A 26865-nucleotide genomic window follows, 5' to 3' on the forward strand; every position below is an offset into this window, starting at 1 on the left:
GAAAAACAAAAAACGTACCTCCGGCACAGTCTGCCGAGGGTACGGTTTTTTTATTGTTAAGGCAATACCGCACAAAGAGCGTCTGGCGACTTTGTGCGGTATTGCCTTAATCTGTTTTGCCTTTACGCAACGGAATTGACGAACATATCATAGATGCAGCGAATCGCCTGCTCGAAATCGGTTTCCTTTACGGCAACGATTACGTTCAGCTCGCTGGAGCCCTGATCGATCATGCGAACGTTGATGTGTGCGTGTGCCAGTGCGGCAAAGATTCTCGCAGCCACACCGCGGGTACGGCACATGCCGCGACCCACTACGGCAATCAGAGCGATGCCGTCTTCGGTTTCGATGCTGTCCGGCTGTACTGCCTTGATGATCTCAGTGCGGATTTCTTCTTCCAGACCGTTCAGGTGAGCCGAATCCACAATAACGGTCATGGAGTCGATGCTGGACGGCATATGTTCCAGCGGAATCTGGTGTTCCGACAGAACATTCAGCACGTCGCGGCAGAAGCCGATCTGGCTGTTCATCAGGTCCTTGTGGATATTGATCGAAGTGAAGTCCTTCTTGCCGGCGATACCGGTAATGGTATACGCAGACAGTTCCTCATCGGTGCTGTCCGGAACGATCATTGTGCCCGGTTCTTCCGGAGCGTTGGTGTTGCGGATATTGATTGGAATGCCTGCGGAACGTACCGGAAAGATCGCTGCTTCATGCAGTACCGATGCACCCATATAGGACAGCTCCCGCAGTTCAGTATAGGTGATCGTGCGAATCACTGCCGGATCGTCCACAATGCGGGGGTCTGCCACCAAGAAACCGGAAACGTCTGTCCAGTTCTCGTACAGCGAAGCCTTTACCGCACCGGCTACGATAGAACCGGTCACGTCGCTGCCGCCGCGGGAGAACGTCTTGACATAGCCGTCTGCTCCGCAGCCATAGAAGCCCGGAACTACAGCATGTTCCAGTGTGCTGAGGCGTTCCCGCAGAACGGATTCAGTCTTTTCATCGTTCAGGCTGCCGTCCGGCTGAAAAAAGATCACCTCTGCGGCATCTACAAAGGGGAAGCCCAGATATGCAGCAATGACTTTCCCGTTCAGGTATTCGCCGCGGCTTGCGGCATAGTCCTTGCCGGCACGCTTCTTGAAGTTTGCTGCGATTTCCTCGAACTCATCGTCCAGAGAAAAGGTCATGCCCAGACCGGTGATAATATCGTTATACCGTTCCCGAATTGCCTGCAGGGCATCGGAGAAATCCAGTCCCTGTTCTGCCAGATCATAGCAGGTGTACAGCATATCGGTCACCTTGATGTCCTTGGAGAACCGCTTGCCGGGGGCAGACGGTACCACATACCGCCGCTGCGGATCTGCCTTGATGATTGCTGCTGCCTTCTGAATCTGCTTTGCGTCCGCCAGACTGCTGCCGCCGAACTTTACTACTTTCGTTGCCATATGTTTCACTCTGAAAGAAAACCCGAAGATCTCCTTTCAACTCCTTATCTGCATTTATTTGCGGTCAATCTCAAAAACCGCCGGATTGCACTGCATTCGCCTTATACTTCGCCTTATACAGTGTCACTATATTAGTATATTGGTTTTTCGACAAAAAATCAATAGGGAAATGCGACAAATTTTCCTTGTTTTATTTTGTGTTTTTGGTAAATACGCTTGTATTTATAGGGCGGACAGATTTTTCTTCCTGTGGTATCGTTCACATAACGGCAATTTCCATAAATACGACGTACACAACTTGTGCAGATTGTATATTTCATTCTATGAAAACTGGGGATAATCCGAATCCATAGGTTTTGCATTATTGATTCAGCCCAAATAAATATTGGACGTACCAATTCCACTTGTGGTATACTAAGTGAGGCGAATGACAATACCATTCGTCCGCACAACGACACGATTCTACAAACATCAAGGGCAATACCGCACAAGAAAAATGGAGGACAACATCATGGGTGGAATTCTGGAAACGGCAATGCTGATCTGCTTCGGCTGTTCATGGCCGATCAATCTGGTGAAAAATTACAAGTGCCGCAGTGCCAAAGGCATGAGCCTGCCCTTTATTCTCCTGCTGATCGTCGGCTATGTGGCAGGCATCTGTGCCAAGTTCATCATCGGTGTCAACGTACACAACGCCTATGTGTTAGTCGTATACCTGCTGAATCTGGCAATGGTGACAGCGAACCTGTTCGTCTATTTCCGGAACCGCGGACTGGACCGCAAGGCAGAACTCTGCGTGGAACTGGACGCGGACGATCCGGCAATGGAACTGGTAGCAGCTTCTGTTGCAGACAAGGTACAGCAGCGTTCTAAGAGCCGCGGTGCTGTCCTCCGCCCCAAGGCTGCCGGCAATGCCGGATTTATCGACTATATCCAGTGGGGCAAGACCTTTGAAGAATGACAATCCTCTCCCCTGAACGGCAGTGCTGCCTACCTCTTTCCGGCAGTGCTGTTCACAAGGCATGGATTCTGCAAAACGTGTGTGCTTATCTTCAGGCATCCTTGCAGAAACATGCTCTACATATAATCCCACAGAACAAGGACTGGGCTGTATTTTTTACAGCATGGTCCTTGTTCTGTTTTCCATGGAATCTGTTGTATTCTTTGTACATAAAATTGTATCATTTGTGCATTGACATCGTTATTTCGAACAGCTATAATAAAGGTATGCTGTAAAGGAAGCACTGAATAAAGCTTGTGCGTAAGATGCGTCGTCAGATTTTTCGGCAGATTGCCTAGAAATTCCGCAGGCATACTTGATGTATGGCAAGGGATTTCTGGGCAATATGACGGAAAATCTGCACGCAGATTGCGTGCAAAGCCGTCAGGCGGGCTTTATGCAGTGTTTCCTAAATCCTTTACAGCAGAGAATGTATAAAAAGACCTGCCGAACAGTCGGCAGGCAAATATCACACGAGGTGAATGTTTATGAAGAAACACAAACTCACAGCATGGCTCGCAGCTGCCGCAGCGGGGCTGTCCATGCTGGGCGGCACACTCCCGCAGGCAGCCGTGACTGCATCTGCCGCCGGCAACTGCCAGATGGAATATCTGGACCGCGGCATTTCCGCCATCAACACCGGTTCCGGCATGCTGGTCAGCTGGCGGTTTCTCGCCAACGATTCGGACAGTGCCGTGTTCCAGCTGTACCGGAACAACACGCTGATCTACACCAGCAACGCCGGAGAATCCACCTGTTATCTGGACGGCAGCGGCAAGAGCACCGACCAGTATCGGGTGGACACTGTGGAAAACGGCAAAGTGGTTTCCACTTCCAACTGTACCATGATCTCCAATCAGAATTACTTTCAGATCAATCTGGATCCGCCCACCGGCAGCGGCTGCACCTACTCCCCCAATGACTGCTCCGTCGGCGATGTGGACGGGGACGGCATGTACGAGATTTTCATGAAATGGGATCCGTCCAACTCCAAGGACAATTCCCAGAAAGGCAAGACGGGAAACGTCTTTATTGACTGCTACCGGCTGGACGGTACACGGCTGTGGCGGATTGACCTAGGCAAGAACATTCGTGCCGGTGCTCACTACACGCAGTTTTTCGTGGCAGACTTCGACTGTGACGGCAAGGCAGAAATGACCTGCAAAACTGCTGACGGCACTGTGGACGGCAAGGGAAAAGTCATCGGCGACGCCTCCAAGGATTACCGCAACTCCAACGGCTATGTGCTCTCCGGTCCGGAGTACTACACCCTGTTCGACGGCAGCACCGGTGCAGCACTGGACACCGTGAACTATGAACCGTCCCGCGGCACAGTTTCCAAGTGGGGCGACAGCTACGGCAACCGTGTCGACCGCTTCTGGGGCACTGTGGCATATCTGGACGGCAGCAAGCCCAGTGTTGTCACCGGACGAGGCTATTACACCCGCATGACAGCCACGGCGTATGACGTGGTCAACAAAAAACTGGTGAAACGCTGGGCGTTTGACACCGGAAACGACAAGAGCATTGCCGGCTACGGCGACGGCAACCACAACAGCATGGCTGCCGATGTGGACGGCGACGGCAAGCAGGAGATCATCACCGGCTCCACCTGTATCGACGACAACGGCAAGGTGCTGTGGTGTCTGAACAAGGGACACGGCGATGCCATGCATCTGGGCGATCTTCTCCCCGACCGCAAGGGGCTGGAACTGTGGATCTGCCACGAAGACAAACCCTACGGCGTTTCGCTGGTAGACGCTTCCAACGGCAAAATCCTCTTCCACAAGGACGGTTCCGGCGACACCGGACGCTGCTGTGCAGACAATGTCTGGACAGGCAACAAGGGAGCAGAATTCTGGGGACTGGGGAACGATGTCTTTGACGGCAGCGGCAACACCCTCAGCTGCCGCAGACCGGCAGTCAACTTTTTGTCCTACTGGGACGGCGATCTGGAACGGGAGATTCTGGACGGCTACACTGACTCCCCTGCCACCATTTCCAAAATGGGAGCAAACGGCAAGCTGACCACCCTGCTCACCACAGACGGCTATTACACCTGCAACACCACCAAGGGAACGCCCTGCCTGTCCGCCGACATCTTCGGCGACTGGCGGGAAGAACTGATCGTCCGCGGAGCAGACAGCAAATCCATTCGCATTTACTGCACGCCCTACGACACGGACTACCGCATCACAACTCTGATGCATGATCCCCAGTATCGGGTACAGGTTTCGGCACAGCAGACTGCCTATAACCAGCCACCCCATGCCAGCTTCTACCTCGGCTCCGACCAGCCCCTGCCGGCACGTCCCAGCGTCACTGTACTGGGACAGACTATGCCAACGCCCACACCTACGCCAAACCCTGAACCGGTAACGCCCACTGCGGCAGTTCTGCCGGAAGGCTCTGTGTTCATGCTGAAAAATGTAAACAGCGGGCTGTATCTGGAAGTTGCCAACGGCAGTGCAGAAGCCGGTGCCAATCTCCAGCAGTGGGGTGCGGACAGTGCCGCCGCCCACAACACATGGCGGGCGATTTCCGCCGGTGACGGTTACTATTATCTGTACAGTCAGGTAGGCGATCAGATCACCTACCTCATGGACATCTCCGGCGGCAAGGCAGACAACGGCACCAACGCTGCCCTTTGGACCAAGAGCAGCCGCGAACAGGCACAACAGTTCCTGTTTGCTCTGAACGAGGACGGCTCCTACACCATTTACACCAAGGCCTCTAATCTGAAAAGCTGTATAGAGGTAGAAAATGCCAGCAAATCCAGCGGAGCAAATGTCCAGCAGTACGAGAGCAACGGCAACGCCTGCCAGCACTGGATTCTGGAAGAAACCGCCGCTGCCGGTGTGAAGCTGGACACCAGTCAGGTATACCAGTTCCAGAACGCCAACAGTGCACTGTATCTGGAAGTCAAAGATGCCAGTGCAGAAGCCGGTGCCAACGTGCAGCAGTGGAGTGCCAACGACAACGACTGCCAGAACTGGACACTGAAAGAATTTGGTGACGGCTACTATTATATCCTGTCCCGACTGGGCGACGGAAAGACCTATTATCTGGACGTTGCCGAGGGCAAGGGCGACGACGGCACCAACATTCAGATCTTCACCAACACCAAAACTTCCGCACAGTTGTTCAAGTTTATCCCCAATCCCGACGGCACCTATTATATTGTGACACGTGCTTCCAAGGATAAGGGAGCCTTAGGCGTTGCTGCCGCCTCCAAGGAACAGGGAGCAAACGTGCTCCAGTGGACCAAAAACGGCAGCATGGATCAGATGTGGAATATTACCGCTATCGGAGCCATTCCCACACCGGTGACCACTACGGAACCGCCGGTGGTGACTACCGAAGCACCCACGGAAACTACTACCGCTGCTCCGGTGCTGACTACCGAAGCACCCATAGAAACCTCTACCGCTGCTCCGGTGCTGACTACCGAAGCACCCATAGAAACCACTACCGCTGCTCCGGTGCTGACTACCGAAGCACCCGCAGAAACCACTACCGCGGCTCCGGTGCTGACTACCGAAGCACCCACAGAAACCACTACCGCTGCTCCGGTGCCGACTACCGAAGCACCCACAGAAACTACTACTGCGGCTCCGGCGACCACAGTCACAACGGCAGCCACAAAGACAACTACCAAGGCAACCACCACGAAAAAGACTTCAGAAGTACCGAGTTCCACGGTTCTGTACGGTGACACCAATCTGGACGGCAGAGTGGACATCACTGATGCAGTACTGCTGAACAAGGCAGTCGCCAATGCAGTCACACTGTCCAGTGCTGCCCGCCAGAACAGCGACTGCATGCAGGACGGCGAACTTACAAGCGATGATGCTGTAGTACTGATGCAGTTCTTAGTCCATATTGTCACTAACCTGCCGCAGTAAATAACAAGTTTCTAAAAAGTTGAAATCAACCCGTTTCCGGATTTTTCCGGAGGCGGGTTGTCTTTTTTGCAAGATTTTCCGCATTCCCGCATAGAGTATAGAGGTACGCAGAAAGTGATCGAAACGGAGGTTTTTTCTATGTGCGGAATTACCGGCATGGTACATCTGGAACAAGACCTGCGGCAGCAGGAACTGCTGCTGCGGAAAATGCAGCGAACACTGCAACGCCGCGGCCCCGACCAAGAGGGCATTTTTCTCTCGCCCCAGTGTGCTATGGCACACACGCGGCTGGCGGTCATTGACGTGGAAAAGGGCAGGCAGCCTATGGAAGTCACTGCCGGCGGAGAAACCTATACCATTGTCTACAATGGCGAGCTGTACAACACCGCCGAACTGCGGACACAGCTGGAACAGGAGGGCACAGTATTTCAGACACACTGCGACACGGAAGTGCTTCTGCAATCCTATGTGCACTGGGGCCCCCGCTGTGTGGAACAGTGCAACGGCATTTTTGCCTTTGCCGTCTGGGAACACGGTGCCCGCCGACTGTTTCTGGCACGGGACCGCATCGGCGTAAAGCCGCTGTTTTACGCGGAGATCCCCAACGGCTTCGTCTTTGGCTCCGAGATCAAGGCACTGCTCCAGCACCCCGATGTGCCCCACGAGATCGACAAGACCGGCATTGCAGAACTGCTGCTTATGGGGCCGGGGCGGACTGCCGGCGGCGGCGTGTTCCGCACCATACGGGAGGTGAAGCCGGCACACTGCGGCTACTACATGCAGGGACAGCTGCATCTCCACCCCTACTGGGAACTGCACGCCGCAGAACATACGGAGAACTTTGCCGACACCGCCGCCCATGTGCGGGAACTGGTGACGGATGCCGTCCGGCGGCAGATGATCTCCGATGTGCCCATTGGAACATTCCTGTCCGGCGGACTGGATTCCAGCCTGCTCTCCTCGCTGGCAAATCAGGTCATGCAGGAACAGGGCAGGGAACTCCACACCTTTTCCGTGGACTATCAGGACAACGACCGCTACTTTCAGAAAAGCCACTTCCAGCCCACCAGCGATCCCACCTATATCCGTGCTATGGAACGCTATCTGGGCTGCCGGCACCACTGGACGGTGCTGGACACACCGGCTCTGGCGGAGGCACTCTATGCCGCCGTAGATGCCCGCGACCTCCCCGGCATGGTAGACGTGGACAGTTCCCTGCTGCTGTTCTGTCGGGAGATCCGGCAGGAAGTCACAGTGGCTCTGTCCGGTGAATGTGCCGACGAATTGTTCGGCGGATACCCGTGGTATCGGGACGCAGACATTCGCCGCATCAATGGGTTCCCGTGGGCACAGAGCACTGCCTACCGGACACAGTTTCTCCTGCCGGAAATTGCGGCGGAGATCGATGCACAGGCATACGTGCAGAGTGCCTATGCCCGCACGGTGGCTGCCGCGGAAAAGCTGCCGGACGATTCCCCGCTGGAATCCCGCATGCGGGAAATGATGAAGCTGAATCTGGATTGGTTCATGCAGACGCTGTTAGACCGGAAAGACCGCATGAGCATGTACAACGCTCTGGAAGTCCGTGTGCCGTTCTGCGATTACCGCATTGCGGAGTATCTCTACAATGTTCCGTGGGAGTACAAGGACTGGAACGGCTACGAAAAGGGACTGCTGCGGACGGCAATGCAGGACGTTCTGCCGCCGGAAGTGCTCTGGCGGAAAAAGAGCCCCTATCCCAAGACCCACAACCCCAGCTATTTGCAGGCGGTTTCAGAAATGCTCCGGCATGTGGTGGCAGATCCGCTTTCGCCGGTGCTGCAAATCGTGCGGAAGGAAATGCTGAAACGACTGCTGGAAAACGAGGAATCCGTGCAGTGGTACGGACAGCTGATGACACGTCCGCAAATTATGGCGTACTTCGTCCAGATGAACTACTGGCTGGAAAAATATCAGGTAAAAGTGGTACTGTAAGACAGCACCCGTCGGCATGCCGGCGGGTGTTTTTTCGTGGCTTTCACTTGACAATCCCCGGCATTGTTTGCTATAATGAAACCAATGCGAAAAAATTTCGCAAGGCAACACCGCACAAAGCTTGTGCGTAAGCTGCATCGTCAGATTGCGTGCAAAGCCATCAGGCGGGCTTTGTGCGGGGTTGCCGTAATTTTTTGGAGGCATGAACAATGAAACAAATCACCAGTTTTACGATCAATCACGACTATTTGAAGCCCGGTATGTACATTTCCCGCGTGGACGGCGATGTCATCACCTATGATCTGCGAATGAAGCTCCCCAACAATCCGGCAGGCGACTATCTGGAGGACAACGCCCTGCACACATTTGAGCACCTGTTCGCCACCTATGTCCGGAACACCCCGCTGTCTGACGGCGTGGTCTATGTGGGACCCATGGGCTGCCGCACCGGCTTCTATTTCCTCACCCGCAATACCGTTTCCGGTGCCGATGCCATTCGGCTGGTGCAGGAAACTTTACAATATGTACTGGACTTCACCGGCGAGATCCCCGGCGGCAAGCGGCAGGAATGCGGCAACTATCTGGCTCACGATCTGGAGGGTGCCAAGGCAATGGCTCGGGAGTATCAGCCCATTCTGACAAACTGGACTCCGCAGCAGCTGAATTATCCCGCAGAGGTGCTTACAGGAACAGCTTCCGTCTGAAAAGAAGGGGCTATCTATGACCATATCAAAATATCTGCAAAAAAACGCAGCAGAACAGGATACCGCATCAAATACAACCCTGTCGCCGAACGAGCCGACAGAATCCAACAGTTCTTCCTTATCTGAGCCAAAACCGTCTGTGGTCACTGCTGAACAAACGCCAGAGAACAAGCCCCAAAAACCTTTGGGGAAACTGCTCTGGGAAAGCTTCTGCATCATACTTCCGCCAGTGCTGCTACTGACTGCGGTAGGCGTGGTGGCATACTATATTCTCTGTCCGTCAAAAGGCGAATTTCATGCAGACTGCACTGATACGCTCTACTGGGCAAAAGCGACTTATGACAGCGGAAAACTGATCAACCCAGACTTTTCCTATGCTTGTCTGCTGCCATTTGGCGGCAGCCTGTTGATGTTGTTGTTCCTGCCGCTTTTCGGTTTTTCCATGACAACCAATATGATGGGAATGCTGGTCTTTTTCTTTCTGTTCACAACATCATTGTGTTGGATGCTTCGGCAAATGCACTGGGATTCCCGATGGAACTGCATCACAGCGGCGGCATTCCTCATGCTTCTCAGTGCCAGCAAAAAACTGCGGGAAATCTTCTGGGGGCATACCATTTATTATAGTTTAGGAATCTTATTCCTGTTCTTCGGACTGGCACTGCTGTTCCGGCTGCAAAATCTGTCGGCAATACGTCAGACGCGAGAGGTCCGCATGCATACGATCCTGACCTTTATCGCACTGTTCCTGTTTTTCATACTTTGCTGCACCGACCAGATCACGGCGATCACGATCTTTGCACTGCCTATTCTGGCTGGTCTGTTTCTGGAACGGGTGCTGGATCGAAAAACACCACTGCTGCACCGAAAGAATACTCGTGTACTGCTGCTGTTGCTTTCTCTGGGAATCGCAATCATTGCCGGCATGAAATTGGGAAATCTCTGGGCAAACGGCGTTGCAGGTGCATATGCAGATAATTATTCCAACTGGACTGCTCAGGAAACTTGGACAGAGCACTTTCAAAAACTGCCCTTGGCATGGATGACACTGCTGGGACTGGAGGACATTCCCGACAAAAAACTAATGTCCGGAGAAAGTATCATGAACCTGATCCGTATCATCACCGCACTGATTCTGGCAGTGCTGCCTGTTGCAGCGACCTGCTGTTACGCCAAGTATCGGGGACAGTCCGGCAGACAGATGCGTATTTTACTCTGGGCACACTGGACAGTCACCGGATTGATTCTCGTGGGCTATCTCTGCGGTGCACTTTCTGCGGCAAACTGGCGGCTCAGTCCGATCGTCTGCACGACTTTCATTGTATCTATGGCATTCCTACGCTGGGCAATTACCAAACAGAAAACTATGCAGCGGGTGGCGGGCGTTCTCTGCGTGCCGCTGGCATGTTTCTGCCTGTTAAGTGCCTGCAATGTCCTGTTGCTGCCCACCAATGCGGAGGAAGTCAACGTACAGTACCAGCTGACCAATATGCTGGAGAAACAAGGACTGACCTATGGATATGCCACCTTCTGGCATGCCAATGCAATCACAGTGATCTCCGGCGAAAAACTAAAAGTACGAAATGTCAGCGTAAATGAGAATGGCGTACAAAAGGCGACCTATCAGACTGATTCTAGGTGGTATGAAGATCAGCCGGAACAGAAAAACTATTTCCTGCTGCTGAACAACGCCGAATATCAGAAACTTGACGAAAGAAAAGATCCGCTGCTGAATCAGGCAGAACGTTCATTTGTCCTGACAGACAGCAACGGCACAACATATCAGGTACTGGTGTTTGCAAAAAATATTTTCTAAGGCAATACTGAATAAAGCTTGTTCCACAGCATTCCCCAATTCTCATGAAATTATCACAAAGTGTGCCCGCATTTTACAAAAAGATGTGGTATGCTATTGTCATCATGAAAAGACAGCCGGAATCTGTTTCCCAAGATTTCGGCAGATTCCCCGCCGTGTCTTTCAGCATACGGCACAGAGAGGAGTATGTATATGGAAGAATCCAAAAAGCCCAAAAAATCATGGATCTCATACTGGCTGATCGCGTTATGTGTGTTCATGTTGCTTCAGGCGTTTGTGTTCCCGAACCTGTTCAAGGGACGCGTCAAGGAAGTCGGCTACGACACATTCATCAGCATGACAGAGAACAAGGAAATCGGCTCTGTCAAGATCGAAAGCAGTCAGATCACATTTACTGACAAGGACGAAAAGCAGGTATACCAGACCGGCACCCTGAACGATCCGGAACTCATCGACCGGCTGTACGCCTCCGGTGCAAAGTTTGAATCGGAGATCGACAGCGGCACCAGTCCTCTGCTGTACATCCTGATCACCTGCGTGCTGCCCATTGCCCTGATGCTGCTGGTGTTCCACTTCTTCAACAAGAAAATGGCACAGCGTATGGGCGGAGGCGACAGCTCCATGATGTTCGGCATGGGCAAGAGCAATGCCAAGGTCTACGTCAAGTCCACCACCGGTATCAAGTTCAAGGACGTTGCCGGCGAGGAAGAAGCCAAGGAACTGCTGGCGGAGATCGTGGACTATCTCCACAAGCCGGAGCGTTACAAGGAGATCGGTGCTTCCATGCCCAAGGGTGCCCTGTTGGTGGGACCTCCCGGAACTGGTAAAACACTGCTGGCGAAAGCCGTTGCCGGCGAAGCCAACGTCCCGTTCTTCTCCATTTCCGGTTCGGAATTCGTGGAAATGTTCGTGGGCATGGGTGCCGCAAAGGTGCGTGACCTGTTCAAGCAGGCAAACGAAAAGGCTCCCTGTATCGTCTTTATCGATGAGATCGATACCATTGGTAAAAAGCGTGACGGCGGACAGTACGGCGGCAACGACGAACGGGAACAGACACTGAACCAGTTGCTGACCGAAATGGACGGCTTCGACGGTTCCAAGGGCGTTGTCATTCTGGCGGCGACCAACCGTCCGGAATCCCTTGATCCTGCCCTGCTCCGTCCGGGACGGTTCGACCGCCGGATTCCGGTGGAACTGCCGGATCTACAGGGACGTATCGACATTCTGAAGGTCCACGCCCAGAAAATCAAGCTGGCAGGAAACGTGGATTTCTCCGCCATTGCCCGCACAGCTGCCGGTGCTTCCGGTGCAGAGTTGGCGAACATCATCAACGAGGCTGCACTCCGTGCTGTTCGTCTGGGACGCTCCTGTGCCACACAGGAAGATCTCATGGAGAGCGTGGAAGTCGTCATTGCCGGCTATCAGAAGAAAAACCGCGTGCTGTCCAATAAGGAAAAGCTAACGGTTTCCTATCACGAAGTGGGACACGCTCTGGTGGCTGCCCTCCAGTCCCAGTCTGCTCCGGTGCAGAAGATCACCATTATCCCCCGCACTTCCGGTGCACTGGGATACACCATGCAGGTGGACGAGGGCGAACATTACCTCATGACCAAAACCGAAATGGAAAACAAGATCGCAACGCTTACCGGCGGACGTGCCGCAGAGAAACTGATCTTCCACGAGATCACCACCGGTGCTTCCAACGATATTGAACAGGCAACCAAGCTGGCACGCTCTATGGTGAGCCGGTTCGGTATGAGCAGCGAGTTTGGCATGGTGGCAATGGAAACCGTCCAGAGCCAGTACCTCGGCGGTGATGCCAGCCTGACCTGCTCCATGGAAACCCAGACCAAGATCGACAAGAAAGTCACAGAGATCATTCAGACACAGTACGACAAGGCAATGCAGCTGTTACAGACAAACCAGCCGAAGCTGCACGAGATCGCGAAGTATCTGTATGAACACGAAACGATCACCGGCGAAGAATTCATGCAGATTCTCAACCGCCCGATGATCGAACAGCAGTAACTGAAAATTTCCGAAAAGCAAACGCCCTGCAACAATTGAACTGTTACAGGGCGTTTTTGTTGCCTTTATTTGTTGCCTTTAAGAAAGGTCTGGCTCCGGCAATGTGCTGATCAGATGTACCAGAAACCGCATCAGAGAAACGGCATCATTGTTGCCTACTTCTCCGTCGCAGTCACAGTCGGCATTTTTCTTTGCTGCATCTGTCAGCGAAACAACACCGGCACAAGTCTTATTCAACAGAACCGCATCGATAATATCTACCCTGCCGTCCAGATTGACATCACCCAGCACGGCCTTTTCCGAAGTTCCTGTATCCGCTGGTACCTCAAATGTGACAGAACCGATCCTATCGCCGTACACAAGCACGATCGTCACAGTACCTGTCCCGACGATCTTCACAAGCCCTGATCCGGGGTTCACTATATCGTTATTGATTCTTACAGTGGCAACATTTTCATTGGTGGAGTACCAGATCACATCATCGGATAACACAGTACTGAACAGTGGGAATTCTTCTCCGACGTGCAACAGGCTTTTGTCAGGCGGTGTAATGAAGATTTTGGAAACTGCTGTCGTGGTTGTGGTGGTCGTTACCTCTGTGAATGACATCGCAGTTGTGATAGTGGCGGCAGTCGTTTTCTCTGTGTTGCTCTGTGTTGTTGTATGCGTAGAAGCAGACGGGGAAGTGCATGTAGTGGTGGTAGTAGTCGTTTCCGCAGTTGTTGTATTTGTAAAATCAGACGGGTAAATGCCGTCACTGCATTTTACCTTGGTTGTACTCAGATAATCCGGACAGAACGATTTCCACTGGGCACAAGTGCCGCTATAGGTAATATCATTTCCGTAAAACCGCCCGTCTGTACAACGCACTGGTGTGTCAGTATATACTTTGCACTGGGAAAGATACTGCTCACAAGTGCCGTCATATTCGATCTCCACAAAATCGCTGGAGCAGCGAATATCCCCAATGGCAGAAAGCGTGTTTGGAACGACTACACATGCACTCCAAAAATTCTCCACCATTCCGCTTGGATCGGAAATTTTACTACAGGACACATGCATTTTTCCGATTTCAGTAACTGGAATATCCTCGATCGTTTCCGGAATTTCTACAAAAACTGTATTGTTTTTCGTATGAGAAGAACCCACAAGAGAAATGCTGTCTGTATGATTTTCAGAAGTGGTCATATGATACATTACCGAGGTTTCAATTTCAACCCCTGTAATCCGAATATGACTGTTGGAAACAGTATCTCCTACAGTGTCATCCCAATAGGTTTCTGTCACAATCACGTAATCAATGGTGGAGTCCCAATACCACCACACAGGATCAGATAGTCGAGAATCTCCTTCCTTATAATGCTTTGTTTCCGAAACAGTTTCCCCACTTGCTGCAAAAACGTGTTCCTGTGGGAGCAAAACAGCTTGCGGCAGCGTTCCGCTTCCTGCCAGACACAGCACACCGGCGACTGCTGCCGCCGCCATTTTTCGCAAAAAGCCCATATACATCCTTCTTTCCAATGATTTTACCGTTGAGCATCAACAGTAGCTGTTACTATTATACCATGTGATTCACAAAAAGTCAATCCCATTCAAAAAAAGCTGTCACACACGGCACTTCGTATGTGACAGCTTTTCCTTTTATGATGACAATTGTTTACATTTCAGTTGGTGCAGAAGAATCTCCATTTTCCGTGGGCTTTTCTTCTGTCGGTTCTGCTTCTGTTGCAGAGGTTTCCGGTTCTGCCGGTGTTTCCTCAAACTGGGAGGAATCCATTTTGCCCTGCATCAATGTTTCGAAGTCGTCCTTCTCGATCTTCTCGTGGATCATCAGATACTTCGCCAGCAGTTCCAGCTGATCCATGTGCATTTGCAGGATCGCTGTTGCCTTGTCGTATGCCTTTTCCACGATGTTCCGTACTTCGTCATCGATCTCACCGGCAACGCGGTCGGAGTAATCGCGGGACGAGCCCAGATCTCTGCCGAGGAAAACCTCGTTCTGGTCATTGCCATAGACGATCGGTCCCAGCTTTTCGCTGAAGCCGTAACGAGTCACCATGCTCCGTGCGGTAGAAGTGGCACGTTCCAGGTCGTTGGAGGCACCGGTGGAGATGTCGTCCAGCACCAGCTGTTCTGCCACACGTCCGCCCAGCAGCGTGATGATGTTTTCTTCCATTTCCTTTTTGGAAACGAAGCTTTTGTCCTGCTCCGGCAGGGACATGGTATAGCCGCCAGCCATACCTCTGGGGATAATGGACACCTGATGCACCTTATCCTGATGATCGCAGTAATAGGTGCAGACTGCATGCCCTGCCTCGTGGAATGCGGTCAGCCGCTTTTCCTTGGGCGTTACCTTATGGGACTTCTTTTCCGGTCCGGCGATCACCTTAATGGTCGCCTCCTGAATTTCGTCCATGGTGATTGCCTTTTTATTTTTCCGTGCAGCAAGCAGGCAGGCTTCATTCACCAGATTTTCCAGATCAGCACCGGTAAATCCCACGGTAGACTTGGCAATGGTAGTCAGGTCTACGTCCGGTCCGATGCTCTTGCTCTTGGTGTGTACTTTCAGGATCTGTTCCCGACCCTTAACGTCCGGATAGCCGACCACGATCTGACGGTCAAACCGTCCCGGACGCAGCAGAGCCGGATCCAGAATATCCCGCCGGTTGGTGGCAGCAATGACAATGACGTTGTCCTTGCCGGTAAAGCCGTCCATTTCCACCAGCAGCTGGTTCAGTGTCTGTTCCCGTTCATCGTGTCCGCCGCCGATGCCGGTGCCGCGGTGGCGGCCGACTGCGTCAATTTCATCGATAAAGATGATAGACGGAGCGTTTTTCTTCGCCTGATCGAACAGGTCACGGACACGGGACGCACCGACACCCACAAACATTTCCACGAAATCCGAACCGGAAATGGAGAAGAACGGGCAGCCGGCTTCTCCTGCAACAGCTCTCGCCAGCAGAGTCTTACCGGTTCCGGGAGGTCCCATGAGCAGTACGCCCTTGGGGATACGGGCACCCAGTTCCGCATACTTCCGCGGATTTTTCAGGAAGTCTACGATTTCTTCCAGTTCATGCTTTTCCTCATCGGCACCTGCCACATCGGCAAAGGTTGCCTTGCGGGTGTTCGCCTGATTCTTGATGTTTGCCTTGCCGAAGGTGGTGTACTTGCCGCCGCCGTTTGCCTGCCGCATCATGAACACGAACAGGAAGATCATCAGCCCCAGCAGCACCAGTGTGGGAATCAGTGTCAGCAGCCACGAAGTATCCCGAATCTTATAATAGTCCACCTGCAGCGGAGCATCGGGGTGTTTCTGGTTATAGCTGGTGCGATAGTCCTTCGTATCATCACGGAATACCGATACATTGGGCACATCATAGGTCAGCTTATCCCCGTCGTCCAGCGTCAGCTTCAGTTCGCCGGAGCCCAGATCCAAGGTGTACGCAGTGACTTCATAATTATCGAAGTACTTCATAATGTCGGAATATTTGGTTTCTTTGCCGCCGGTTTTCAGCCCGTTCAGCAGGAAAACCAGTGCCACGATCAATACCACGACAACGAGCAGATACGCTCCGATCCCACGGCCTTTCTTTGGTGTCAAATTACATTCACTCCATTCTGTTGAAAAGAAAACCGGCAGGCAGCATTGCTGCCAGTTCTCTCTATATCATTGCGAGGGAACTGCTGCATCAAGTTTACACCATTTCCCGAGAATTTCCAGCACCAGCAGCCGTCTGGTTTCTCCGTCCGGACAAACTCTTGCGGCACAGCCCACGCCCTCGGCGAAAATCACCCCGTCTGCATCTGCCAGCACATGAGCCGTGCGACGGCGTTCCGGCGGAAGATTCGCCTGTATCAGTTTTTTCAGAGCAGAGGTAAACCCTCTGCCGGAAAGCTGCATGCGGTCGCCGGACTGTCTGGGACGCAGGAAGATTTCACCTTTTATTTTATCATAATCCAGACACGCATTTGCAAATTTTTTATGAATATTTGCAACATTTTCCGCAGGCGACACTGTTTCCAGTCGGGCATGCAACACAAAACCTGAAAAAAGCCGGTTTTCCCCCATTTGCAGAGGGATCGCTTCCGGCAAAGGCTCCGGCAGCTGCACCGTTTCTATGGTCAGTGTGCCCGACTTTCCCACAGCATAAACAGCACCAGACAAATTCCACCTGCCGCCCTGCCGTGCCAGTGCCGCCAGACGTTCCAGCAGCGGGGCTTCACAGGAGATCCCCGCCTCCTCCAGTAGCATGGCAATACACCGGAACTGCAACGCCTCGTGAAGCGTTTCCAAGCCGGAAAGGGTATTCTTTCCAGTATGGCATTTGGCATAAGCTGCCTGTGCCTGCTGGTGCAGGAAATCGTCCTCCCGCCGCAGGCTCCGCAGGGTATAGGAAACCGTGCGTTCTACAGAAGGGTTCAGCTGTTCCAGTGCCGGAATCACCTGATGCCGGATCCGGTTGCGGGTGTAGGCATCGGTGAGGTTGGTGCTGTCGGTGACATAGGTCTGCCCCAGTGATTCCAGATACTGTTCCACCTGCCGCCGTGTCACCCGCAGCAGCGGACGGAGAAACCGCCCGTTTTTCGGCGGAATTGCCGTCAGTCCATGCAGGCTTGCTCCCCGCACCAGCCGGTGCACTGCCGTTTCCAGATTGTCCGAGGCGGTGTGTGCCGTGGCGATCCAGTCCGCCTGCACCTGTGCAAAAGCAGCATACCGGCATTCCCTTGCCGCCAGTTCCTCGGAGCAGTGCTCCTTTACTGCCCTTGCTGCCGGATTCACATCATAGACCGCCAGCCGCACGCCCAGCCCTGCACAAAGCTGCTGACAGAATGCTCTGTCCCGTTCGCTTTCGGCTCCGCGGAGGTGGTGATTGACATGCACCGCCGTAATTGTAATACCCAGCACCGGACGCAGTTCCAGCAGGCAGCGGAGCAGACACACGCTGTCCGCCCCGCCGGAAAGGGCACAGCAGACAGTCTGTTCTGGTTCCAGACAGTGCAGTTCCCGCAGTTGCTCCAGTACTGCACGGGAAACAGCATCAGCCCTCATCACGCATTTCCGCATTGGAGAAGCGAGTGAACTGACCGTCCCACATCAGCTTAACGGTGCCGGTTTCGCCGTGACGGTTCTTTGCCACGATGCACTCGGAAATGTTCGGCGTGGGGCTGTCCTTATTATAGTAAGCATCCCGATAGAGAAACATTACAATGTCCGCGTCCTGCTCGATAGAACCGGATTCACGGAGGTCAGACAGCATCGGCCGCTTGTCGTTACGTCCTTCCGGACCACGGGACAGCTGGGACAGAACAATAATGGGAATATCCAATTCTTTCGCCATGATTTTCAGCTGACGCGTCAGTTCCGAAACCACCAGTACACGGTTGTCGGTTTTCAGGGTAGAACCCATCAGCTGGAGGTAGTCAATGACCACCAGTCCCAGATTCTTCATACGCCGCAGCTTCGCCTTGATCTGCTGCACGTTGATGCTGGCAGTATCGTCAATGTACATGGGCAGTCCGCTAAGAACGCCGGCACTGGTGGCAAGCCGCACCCAGTCCTCGTTGGTGAGAAAGCCGTTGCGAAGCTTCTGGGAATCTACCAGTGCTTCCGAAGAAAGCATACGGGTGGCAAGCTGCTCCTTGGACATTTCCAGCGAAAAGATCGCCACTTCCTTGCCGCTGTGCCGTGCCACGTTGGTGGCAATGTTCAGGGCGAAAGAAGTTTTACCCATACCGGGGCGGGCAGCGATCAGCAGCAGATCCGACTTGTTCAGACCGGAAGTCACCGTATCCAGATAGGAAAATCCTGTTCTGGCACCTACATATTTTTCTTTGTCCGGCCCTGCAATTTTGCCCACATGGTCATAGGCTTCACAAATAGCATCGCCGATCTTGGTCAGCCCCTGCACATCCTTGCCCTGCCGAATGTCATAAATCCGCTGTTCTGCCGCGTCCATGAGCATCTGGGCACTGCCCTCGCCGGACTGAATGTCCTGCAAAATGCCCCGTGCCGCATATGCCAGACAACGGATATAATATTTTTCCGTGACAATGGCACAGTAGCTCTCGATATTCGAGGTAGACGGCACACTGTTGATTAACGCCGCCAGATAGTTTCTGCCCTCTGCGGCGGTTTCGAACACCTTGCGTTGCACTGCCACATTGAGCACCGTCACCACGTCTGCTCTTTCACCGGAAGTGAACATTTGCAGAATGATCTGGAACAGTTCCTGATGCTGGGGATTGAAAAAGCATTCCGGACGAACGGTTTCCAATACTACCGGCAGTACATTCGGGTCTTGCAGAATGGCACCCAGCACGGTCTGTTCTGCTTCCAGACTAAAGGGCAGTTCTGCGGCTTCGTTGGAAGAATACACTGTATCTGCCATGAAAATCCCTCCTTGGAAAAATAATGCGGGACGAAAACCGTACCCGCATTGCTCTGTTGCTGATGATTCTGGGCAATACCGCACAAAGATTGTGCGACAGATGCGTCGTCAAATTTTTCGTCAGATGAAACAAAAAGCGAAGTGAATACTGGATGTATTCACGAGCATTTTTGTGAAATATGACGGAAAATCTGCACGCAGATTGCGTGCAAAGCCGTCAGGCGGGCTTTGTGCGGTGTTGCCTTTATTCCTCGACAACTTCTACAGTCACCTTGACAGAAATGCCGGTGTACAGGCGAATATCTGCCTCATAGCTGCCGAAATTTTTGATGTCTGATTTCAGACCGATCTTCTTCTTGTCGATTTTGCAGCCGAACTGCTTTTCAATGCACTCCGCGATCTGTGCCGCAGTAACTGCCCCGAACAGTCTGCCGCCGTTGCCAGCCTTTGCTCCGGCGTGAACGGTCTGTCCTTTCAGCTTGTCAGCAATTGCCTGTGCATTCTGCTTTTCCACGTCGATCTTGTGAGCTGCGGAGGACTGCTTTCCGGAAAGTTCCGACAGGTTCTGCGGTGTTGCTTCTACTGCCAGCCCCTTTTTCAGCAGCATGTTGCGGGCATAGCCGTCAGAAACGTTTTTCACTTCGCCCTTTTTTCCAGAGCCTTTTACGTCCTGCATAAAAATTACTTTCATGGTTCTCTCTCCTTTTCTTTACTTTAAGGAAATGCTTATCCGATTATGGAAACACGGAATAAAGCTTGTGCGTAAGATGCGTTGTCAGATTTTTCGGCAGATTGTACAGAAATTCCGCAGGCATACTGTATGTATGGCAAGGGATTTCTGGGCAATATGACGGAAAATCTGCACGCAGATTGCGTGCAAAGCCGTCAGGCGGGCTTTATGCAGTGTTTCCTTAAGTTTCATTTTCCTGTGCTTCCAGAATCAGCAGCAGCTGTTCCTTTGCCTCCTGAATGGTACAGCCCTTCAGCTGCGTTGCCGCCATTGTCTGGTGACCGCCGCCGCCCAGCTGCTCCATGATGACCTGTACATTGACATTACCCATAGAGCGTGCGGAGATTCCCACGCCGGTTTCTTCCAGATACAGCACAAAGGAAGCTTCCACGCCCTGAATGCTCAACAGTTCATCTGCCGCCTGTGCCGCCAGCACACGGGCATTTTTGTCCTGTAGCTTCACGGCAGAAATAGCGTTGTTCCGGTACAATTCCGCATGTGCCACGATCTGGGCACGCATGGAGTACATGGAAATCGTATTGGAGAACAGGGACTTGACCTGTACCGTATCCGCCCCGATCTTCCGCAGATACGCCGCCGCTTCAAAGGTTCGCACACCGGTACGCATGACAAAATTCTTGGTATCCAGCATGATTCCCGCCAGCAGGGCATCGGCATATGCCGAGGAAACCTCGGTATCCAGCCGGAAATACTGTATGATCTCCGTCACCATTTCCGAAGCGGACGACGCATAGGGTTCGTGGTGGAAAATCACCGCATTTTCAATGAAATTCACATTTTTCCGGTGGTGGTCGATGACAATGACATATCGTGCCGCATGGTACAGATCCACGCTTTCCAGAATGTCCTTGTTGTGGGTATCCACGACGATCAGCAGACTGTTGTCCGTCACCTGTGCCAGTGCGTCCACCGGTTCCATAAACTTCGGACCGTCCGGACACTGCTGCATACGGTCGATCAGCTGGGTGGCAAGACAGCTTTGCTGGTTCACCACCACATACGCCGGCTTCTGCATCAGCCGCACGGCTCCCGCCAGACCGCAGGCAGAACCTACGGAATCCAGATCGCCGAAGCGGTGTCCCATAAGGAACACCTGATCGGAATTTTCGATCAGTTCCTGCATGGCAAGGGCAATGGAGCGAATCTTGGTTTTGGACTTCTTCTCGATGCCCTTGGAGGCACCGCCGAAAAAGCAGAACCCGTTTTCCGTTTTCACTGCCGCCTGATCGCCGCCCCGTCCCAGTGCCATATCCAGCGACTGGCGGGCAAACTTCTCGCTCTCCGCCAATGTAGAACCGCCGTCACCCACGCCAATGGAAAAGGTGATGTGCATGCGGTCGTTGACACGAATCTGCCGTGCCTCGTCCAGCACATGGAACCGGTTGTTCATGATCTCGTGCAGATAGCGGGATTCCATTACCGCATAGAACAGATCGTTTTCCACCTTGCGGATAATGCCCTCGGTCCCCTGCATAAAGTTTTCCAGCACCCGTTCCACCTCGGCGGAAACCTGTGCCTTTTCGCTTTCTCTGGCGTATTGCAGCAGATCGTCATAGCTGTCGATCACCAGCAGCATTACGCAGGGACGGGAGTTGGTCTGCTCGTGCTGCAACCGCAGAATATCTGTGATTTCCAGAAACTGCACCGCAATGATTTCCTGCTGGTTCTGGGCACTGGAAACGGCATGCACCCGATAACTCAGCCCGTTGTGCTCCATTAACAGGTCACGGTTTTGATCCAGAGCCGCCAGATTCAGATGAATCACGTCCTGCACAGAACGCCCCAGCACAGAGCGTCCCGACACGAAGCGGTTCTGGAAGATCGCATTGCTCCAGAGGATCTTTCCGTCCCGTTCCGCCAGAATCATCGGCACAGTCATGCTCTGGAGGGCAGCCATGCCGGCACCCTCGATCTCGCCGCGAACAGCGGTATTCTGTATCCGTTCTGCACGCCGCAGCCAGATCCACTGGACACAGAGCAGAATCCCCAACAGCAAGATCACCAGAAATTGTATGGTCAAAAACCGCTGGGGCACTCGCTGGAGCACCATACAAAACAGCGGTACAAGGACGCTGATAAACCACAAGATCCATGTGGCGATCATCACCCCATATTTTCGTTTCATGCTGCATTCTCCTTTGCAGACAGCTGCTTTTCAGCAACAGCTATCTTCAAGAGCCTGTAACAGGCATTTATACCTCCATGATGATCGGCAGGATCATCGGGCTGCGTTTGGTCTTGGCATAGATGAAGTCGGACAGAACATCACGCAGCTTGGTTTTCAGCGTTCCCCATTCCTTGAGGTCCCGTGCGTTGCAGTTGTCCAGCACAGTCGTCATGACATTGCGTGCCTCGTCCATGAGTTCTTCCGACTCCCGCACATAGACAAAACCGCGGGAGATAATGTCCGGTCCTGCCACTACGGCATTGGCTGCCCGTTCGATGCCGATCACTACAATGATCAGACCGTCCTGTGACAGATGCTTTCTGTCCCGCAGCACGATAGAACCGACATCGCCGACACCCAGACCGTCTACCATAACCCGACCGGCAGGCACCTGTGAAACGATACGCATGGAGTTGCCGTCGGTTTCGATGACATCACCGATCTTGGAAATGATGATATGATCGCTGGGCATGCCCATAGACTTTGCAATTTCCGCATGCTTGACCAGATGCTTATATTCACCGTGCACCGGAATGAAGAACTTCGGCTTCGTCAGAGCCTGGATCAGCTTCAGCTCCTCCTGACACGCGTGACCGGAAACATGCACTTCATACATGGATTCGTAGATGACTTCCGCACCGGATTTCATCAGTTCATTGACTACCCGTGTAACATATTTTTCGTTGCCCGGGATCGGCTTCGCGGAGATGATGATAAAGTCATTCGGCGTGATCGTCACCTTTTTATGGCTGTTCATTGCCATACGTGTCAGAGCCGACAGCGGTTCGCCCTGACTGCCGGTAGTCACCAGTACGATCTGGTCGTCCGGATAACGGTTCATTTCATCAATATCGATCATAATGCCCTTGGGCACTTTCAGATAGCCCAGTTCCGTCGCCTTTTCGATGACATGCACCATGCTGCGGCCGAACACCGCTACTTTTCGATTGTAATTCTTTGCCTGATCGATGATCTGCTGTACACGGTGCACATTGGAGGAGAATGTAGCAATAATGATTCGCTTTCCCTCCGCCCGCTTGAACAGCTTTTCAAAGCTGCCGCCAACGGTGCGTTCCGAGCATGTAAAGCCGGTACGCTCTGCATTGGTGGAGTCTGCCATCAGTGCCAGTACGCCGCGGCTGCCCAGTTCGCCGAATCGTGCAAGGTCGATGATCTCATCGTCGATCGGCGAGAAGTCCACCTTAAAGTCACCGGTGTGGACAATGATGCCGGCCGGTGTATGGATCGCCATGCCGACCGCACCGGGGATAGAGTGGTTCACCTTGATGAATTCCACTGCCATGCAGCCCATTCTCACGGTGGTGCGGGGTTCCACTTCGATCAGCTTCGCCTGCTTGAGCAGCCCGTGTTCTTCCAGCTTGCCCTCGATCAGTCCCAGTGTCATGCGGGTGCCATAAATCGGCACATTGATCTTTTTCAGCAGATATGCCAGACCGCCGATATGGTCCTCGTGACCATGAGTAATGACAATGCCGCGAATCTTGTCCTTGTTGCCCTCCACATAGGTGAAATCCGGAATGACAATATCCACACCGGGCATATCCATATCCGGAAATGCCAGACCACAGTCCAGAATGAACATGTCATTGCAGCACTCAAACACGGTCATGTTCTTTCCGATCTCGTTCAGACCACCCAGCGGAATGATACGTACCGGTGTCCGCTTCTGGCGGTTCTGCCGTGTCGGCTGTGCATTGTTGTTGTTTCTGGGGCGTGGATTGTTGTTGTGACGGCGATTGCCGCCGGAGGGACGCTCGCCGGCACCCTGCTGCCGTGGTCTTGCCCCATAGCTTCTCTTGCGGGGCTGGGGATTGTTTCGTACTTCTCTTACCTGTTCTTTTTCGTTTGCCAAATAAATATCCTCACTTTCTCACGTGGGGACAGCACAAATGTTCTCTTTTCCGAAATCACTGTCAGTCTGCCTGCCGAATCGGCACTCGCACAGACTGCCGCCTGTTCAGCAGGCACATTGCCGCCGCATGACGGCAGAATTCTCCTCCGCCTGTTCTGCAAACCGCCTTTTCAGAAAAAACGGGCTGCATGGAAAAAGGACACCCTGGGCAATACCGCACAAAGATTGTGCGACAGATGCGTCGTCAAATTTTTCGTCAGATGAAACAAAAAGCGGAGTGAATACTGGATGTATTCACGAGCATTTTTGTGAAATATGACGGGAAATTTGCAAGCAGATGGCGTGCAAAGTCGCCAGACGCTCTTTGTGCGGTATCGCCCCTGATTCACGTTGGTGCAAGGGCAGCACAGTACAAGGGCAACGCTGCCCCAGGTTTCACACCATGCCTGCCCAAACTGCTTTTTCACAAGTTCGGAGGAACATTTTCCAAAACAAAAAAAGGATTGCTTTCCTGCGATCTCTGCGGAGAACTTCGGATTCTCCGCCGCGTACATTTTCTGGCTGTCCCCGAAAAGCCACCTTTTTCGCCGTGTGGTTTTTCTGGGTTTCTCAAGAGTTGGAAAAACTTTAAATAGATACAGCCTGCCGGCAATTCACGTCCGTCGGACAGGCAGCAGGGCATGTTGTAAAATGGTTCCAGCTTTCCCGCACCTTGGGTGCACTGGTCAAAAACCGCCCCGAGTATTTCATGCAGAATCTCTGTGGTTGCCCAGACATTCTGATTTGTCGGGAATCTGCCGTTGGTCAGATTCCTTCTTCACGCACAACAATACATAATTTCATTATACGATTTTTACAAGAGAATGTCAATGGGATTTTTGGAAAATTTGCATTTTTGCCAATTCTGCAGAAGGCTTTCGACGGAATTTCAGTAAATCCGGCACCTTTCCTATGTGATGTTGCCATAGGGCAATACCGCACAAAGAGCGTCTGGCGACTTTGCACGCCATCTGCTTGCAAATTTCCCTTGAGAGTCTGTTTCGTATCTTCCTGCACGCATCTTGCGTGCATATTTTCCGAGATATTTCGGGAAAATACTCGAAAATCCACAAAGGATTTTCTCCGTTTTTCCCTTCATCTCTCAAAAAATCTGACAACGAAATCTGCATACGTCAGATACGAAACAGACTCTCATATTTCACAAAAATGCTCGTGAATACATCAAGTATTCACTCCGCTTTTTGTTTCATCTGACGAAAAATTTGACGACGCATCTGTCGCACAATCTTTGTGCGGTATTGCCATAGATTTTTTCTATGGGTTTAGATTTGAAAATTCCGTCTATGCAAAACGAATAAAATGTGCTATAATAGTATCATCTTTTTTATTATAAAAATACAACTTGCAGTACATGATTTCGGGCAATCCTGCCCGTGTACTGCCGACACTCTGGAGGAATTTTTATGCAGCCCTGCAATCCGAATGCAAAACTGGAAACCAAATGCCTGCACGCCGGCTATACCCCGAAAAACGGCGGCCCCGGCACAGTACCCATTGTACAAAGCACCACTTATCGTTTCGACTCCACCGAAAAGGTGGCGGAACTGTTTGACATGCCCATGGAACCGATGTACTCCCGTTTCGCCAACCCCACCTGTGATGCAGTAGAACAGAAGATCGCTGCACTGGAGGGCGGCGTCGGGGCAATGCTCACTTCCAGCGGACAGGCAGCTTCCCTGCTGTCGGTGCTGAATCTGTGCAGTGCCGGCGACAGCATTGTTTCCGTTTCCACCATTTACGGCGGCACTGTGAACCTGTTCGGCGTAACGCTGAAGCGGTTCGGCATCGAGTGCATCTGGGTAGACCCGCTGGCAGATGAGGAAACCATTTCGCAGGCGATAAAGCCCAACACCAAGCTGATCTTCGGCGAAACCATTGCCAATCCGGCACTGACAGTATTCGACATTGAAAAGTTCGCCAAGATCGCCCATGCCCACCAGATCCCGCTGATCGTGGACAACACCTTTGCCACGCCGATCCTCTGCCGTCCCATTGAATTCGGAGCAGATATTGTGATCCACTCCACCACCAAGTACATGGACGGCCACGCTCTCCAGTGCGGCGGTGTTATTGTGGACGGCGGCACATTTGACTGGGAAAAAAGCGGCAAATTCCCCGACTTCACAGAGCCGGACGAAAGCTATCACGGTGTAGTCTACACCAGAGAGTTCGGCAAAATGGCATACATCATCAAGGCGAGAATGCAGCTGATGCGGGACTTCGGCTGTTATCCGGCGGCACACTCCGCGTTCCTGCTGAATCTGGGACTGGAAACTCTGCCGGTACGTATGAAGCAGTACTGCGAAAACGCTATGGCAGTGGCAAAAATGCTGAAGCAGTCTGACAAAATCGCCTCTGTCACCTACCCCAACCTGCCGGACGACCCCTATCACGAAATGGCAAAGAAGTATCTGCCCAACGGCACCTGCGGTGTCATTTCGATCTCGATCAAGGGCGGCAGAGAAGCTGCTGTCCGCTTTATGGACGCGTTGCAGCTGGCTTCCATTGAGGTACACGTGGCAGATATTCGCACCTGTGTGCTGCACCCTGCATCAGCCACCCACCGCCAGCTGACCGAAGAACAGCTGAAAGCAGCAGGCATTGACGGCGGACTGATCCGCATTTCTGTAGGTCTGGAAAATATCGAGGATATTCTCGCCGACTTGCAGCAGGCACTGGAGCGTGTATAAAGGTAGTCACCTCTGAAAAATTTGTCGGATAATCTGCAAATATCTGCATGTCGGGGC

Annotated in this window: 16 protein-coding genes; 7 read left to right on the forward strand and 9 right to left on the reverse strand. The window is 52.6% G+C overall.

The window, feature by feature from the left end:
* Nucleotides 1-122: 122 nt before the first annotated feature.
* Entirely contained in the window at nucleotides 123-1451 is a 1329-nt protein-coding gene (locus DXB92_RS01075) for an aspartate kinase (RefSeq protein ID WP_117731869.1), read from the reverse strand.
* Nucleotides 1452-1962: 511 nt separating this feature from the next.
* Between DXB92_RS01075 and DXB92_RS01080 the strand changes: the two genes are divergently transcribed.
* From DXB92_RS01080 to ftsH (DXB92_RS01110), 6 genes are all read left to right on the forward strand, one after another.
* Nucleotides 1963-2412, forward strand: coding sequence for a PQ-loop repeat-containing protein (locus tag DXB92_RS01080; protein ID WP_117731871.1), 450 nt, complete (start codon nucleotides 1963-1965; stop codon nucleotides 2410-2412).
* A gap of 527 nt (nucleotides 2413-2939) precedes the next feature.
* Nucleotides 2940-6356 carry an RICIN domain-containing protein gene (locus tag DXB92_RS01090; RefSeq protein WP_181976837.1) on the forward strand — a complete coding sequence of 1139 codons (3417 nt, stop codon included), beginning with the start codon at nucleotides 2940-2942 and terminating at the stop codon, nucleotides 6354-6356.
* A 138-nt stretch (nucleotides 6357-6494) separates the two neighbouring features.
* Nucleotides 6495-8330, forward strand: a complete 1836-nt coding sequence (asnB, locus tag DXB92_RS01095; protein ID WP_117731875.1) for an asparagine synthase (glutamine-hydrolyzing) — start codon at nucleotides 6495-6497, stop codon at nucleotides 8328-8330.
* 209 nt (nucleotides 8331-8539) lie between these two features.
* Complete coding sequence (locus tag DXB92_RS01100; RefSeq protein ID WP_021681105.1) at nucleotides 8540-9034, forward strand: S-ribosylhomocysteine lyase; 495 nt, start codon at nucleotides 8540-8542, stop codon at nucleotides 9032-9034.
* 16 nt (nucleotides 9035-9050) lie between these two features.
* Nucleotides 9051-10850 (forward strand): hypothetical protein, encoded by a 1800-nt coding sequence (locus tag DXB92_RS01105; protein ID WP_117731876.1) that lies wholly within the window; start codon nucleotides 9051-9053, stop codon nucleotides 10848-10850.
* 192 nt (nucleotides 10851-11042) lie between these two features.
* Entirely contained in the window at nucleotides 11043-12878 is a 1836-nt protein-coding gene (gene ftsH, locus DXB92_RS01110; RefSeq protein ID WP_117731878.1) for an ATP-dependent zinc metalloprotease FtsH, read from the forward strand.
* Nucleotides 12879-12956: 78 nt separating this feature from the next.
* On the opposite strand, the gene DXB92_RS01115 is transcribed toward ftsH (DXB92_RS01110), so the two are convergent.
* The 8 genes from DXB92_RS01115 to DXB92_RS13300 form a co-directional block, all read right to left on the reverse strand.
* The gene (locus DXB92_RS01115; RefSeq protein WP_117731880.1) at nucleotides 12957-14381 is read right to left on the reverse strand and encodes a dockerin type I repeat-containing protein; all 1425 of its coding nucleotides are present in this window, start codon (nucleotides 14379-14381) and stop codon (nucleotides 12957-12959) included.
* A gap of 154 nt (nucleotides 14382-14535) precedes the next feature.
* Nucleotides 14536-16479: an ATP-dependent zinc metalloprotease FtsH gene (gene ftsH, locus DXB92_RS01120; protein ID WP_187118433.1), complete on the reverse strand. Its 1944-nt coding sequence runs from the start codon at nucleotides 16477-16479 to the stop codon at nucleotides 14536-14538.
* 66 nt (nucleotides 16480-16545) lie between these two features.
* Nucleotides 16546-17928 carry a tRNA lysidine(34) synthetase TilS gene (gene tilS / locus DXB92_RS01125; RefSeq protein WP_187118434.1) on the reverse strand — a complete coding sequence of 461 codons (1383 nt, stop codon included), beginning with the start codon at nucleotides 17926-17928 and terminating at the stop codon, nucleotides 16546-16548.
* Entirely contained in the window at nucleotides 17918-19267 is a 1350-nt protein-coding gene (dnaB, locus tag DXB92_RS01130) for a replicative DNA helicase (RefSeq protein WP_021681112.1), read from the reverse strand. Before dnaB ends, tilS begins: the two co-directional genes overlap by 11 nt.
* Before the next feature lie 244 nt (nucleotides 19268-19511).
* A complete protein-coding gene (rplI, locus tag DXB92_RS01140; protein WP_021681113.1) occupies nucleotides 19512-19958 on the reverse strand; it encodes a 50S ribosomal protein L9 in 447 nt (148 codons plus the stop codon).
* A gap of 220 nt (nucleotides 19959-20178) precedes the next feature.
* The gene (locus tag DXB92_RS01145; protein ID WP_117731886.1) at nucleotides 20179-22143 is read right to left on the reverse strand and encodes a DHH family phosphoesterase; all 1965 of its coding nucleotides are present in this window, start codon (nucleotides 22141-22143) and stop codon (nucleotides 20179-20181) included.
* 67 nt (nucleotides 22144-22210) lie between these two features.
* Nucleotides 22211-24058, reverse strand: coding sequence for a ribonuclease J (locus DXB92_RS01150; protein ID WP_084194326.1), 1848 nt, complete (start codon nucleotides 24056-24058; stop codon nucleotides 22211-22213).
* 804 nt (nucleotides 24059-24862) lie between these two features.
* Nucleotides 24863-25168 (reverse strand): hypothetical protein, encoded by a 306-nt coding sequence (locus DXB92_RS13300; RefSeq protein WP_147329997.1) that lies wholly within the window; start codon nucleotides 25166-25168, stop codon nucleotides 24863-24865.
* A gap of 353 nt (nucleotides 25169-25521) precedes the next feature.
* Between DXB92_RS13300 and DXB92_RS01160 the strand changes: the two genes are divergently transcribed.
* The gene (locus tag DXB92_RS01160; protein WP_117731890.1) at nucleotides 25522-26808 is read left to right on the forward strand and encodes an O-acetylhomoserine aminocarboxypropyltransferase/cysteine synthase family protein; all 1287 of its coding nucleotides are present in this window, start codon (nucleotides 25522-25524) and stop codon (nucleotides 26806-26808) included.
* Nucleotides 26809-26865: the final 57 nt, after the last annotated feature.

Origin of the sequence: Ruminococcus sp. OM06-36AC (assembly GCF_003438725.1) — a bacterium.
GTDB lineage: Bacteria > Bacillota > Clostridia > Oscillospirales > Ruminococcaceae > Ruminococcus_C > Ruminococcus_C callidus.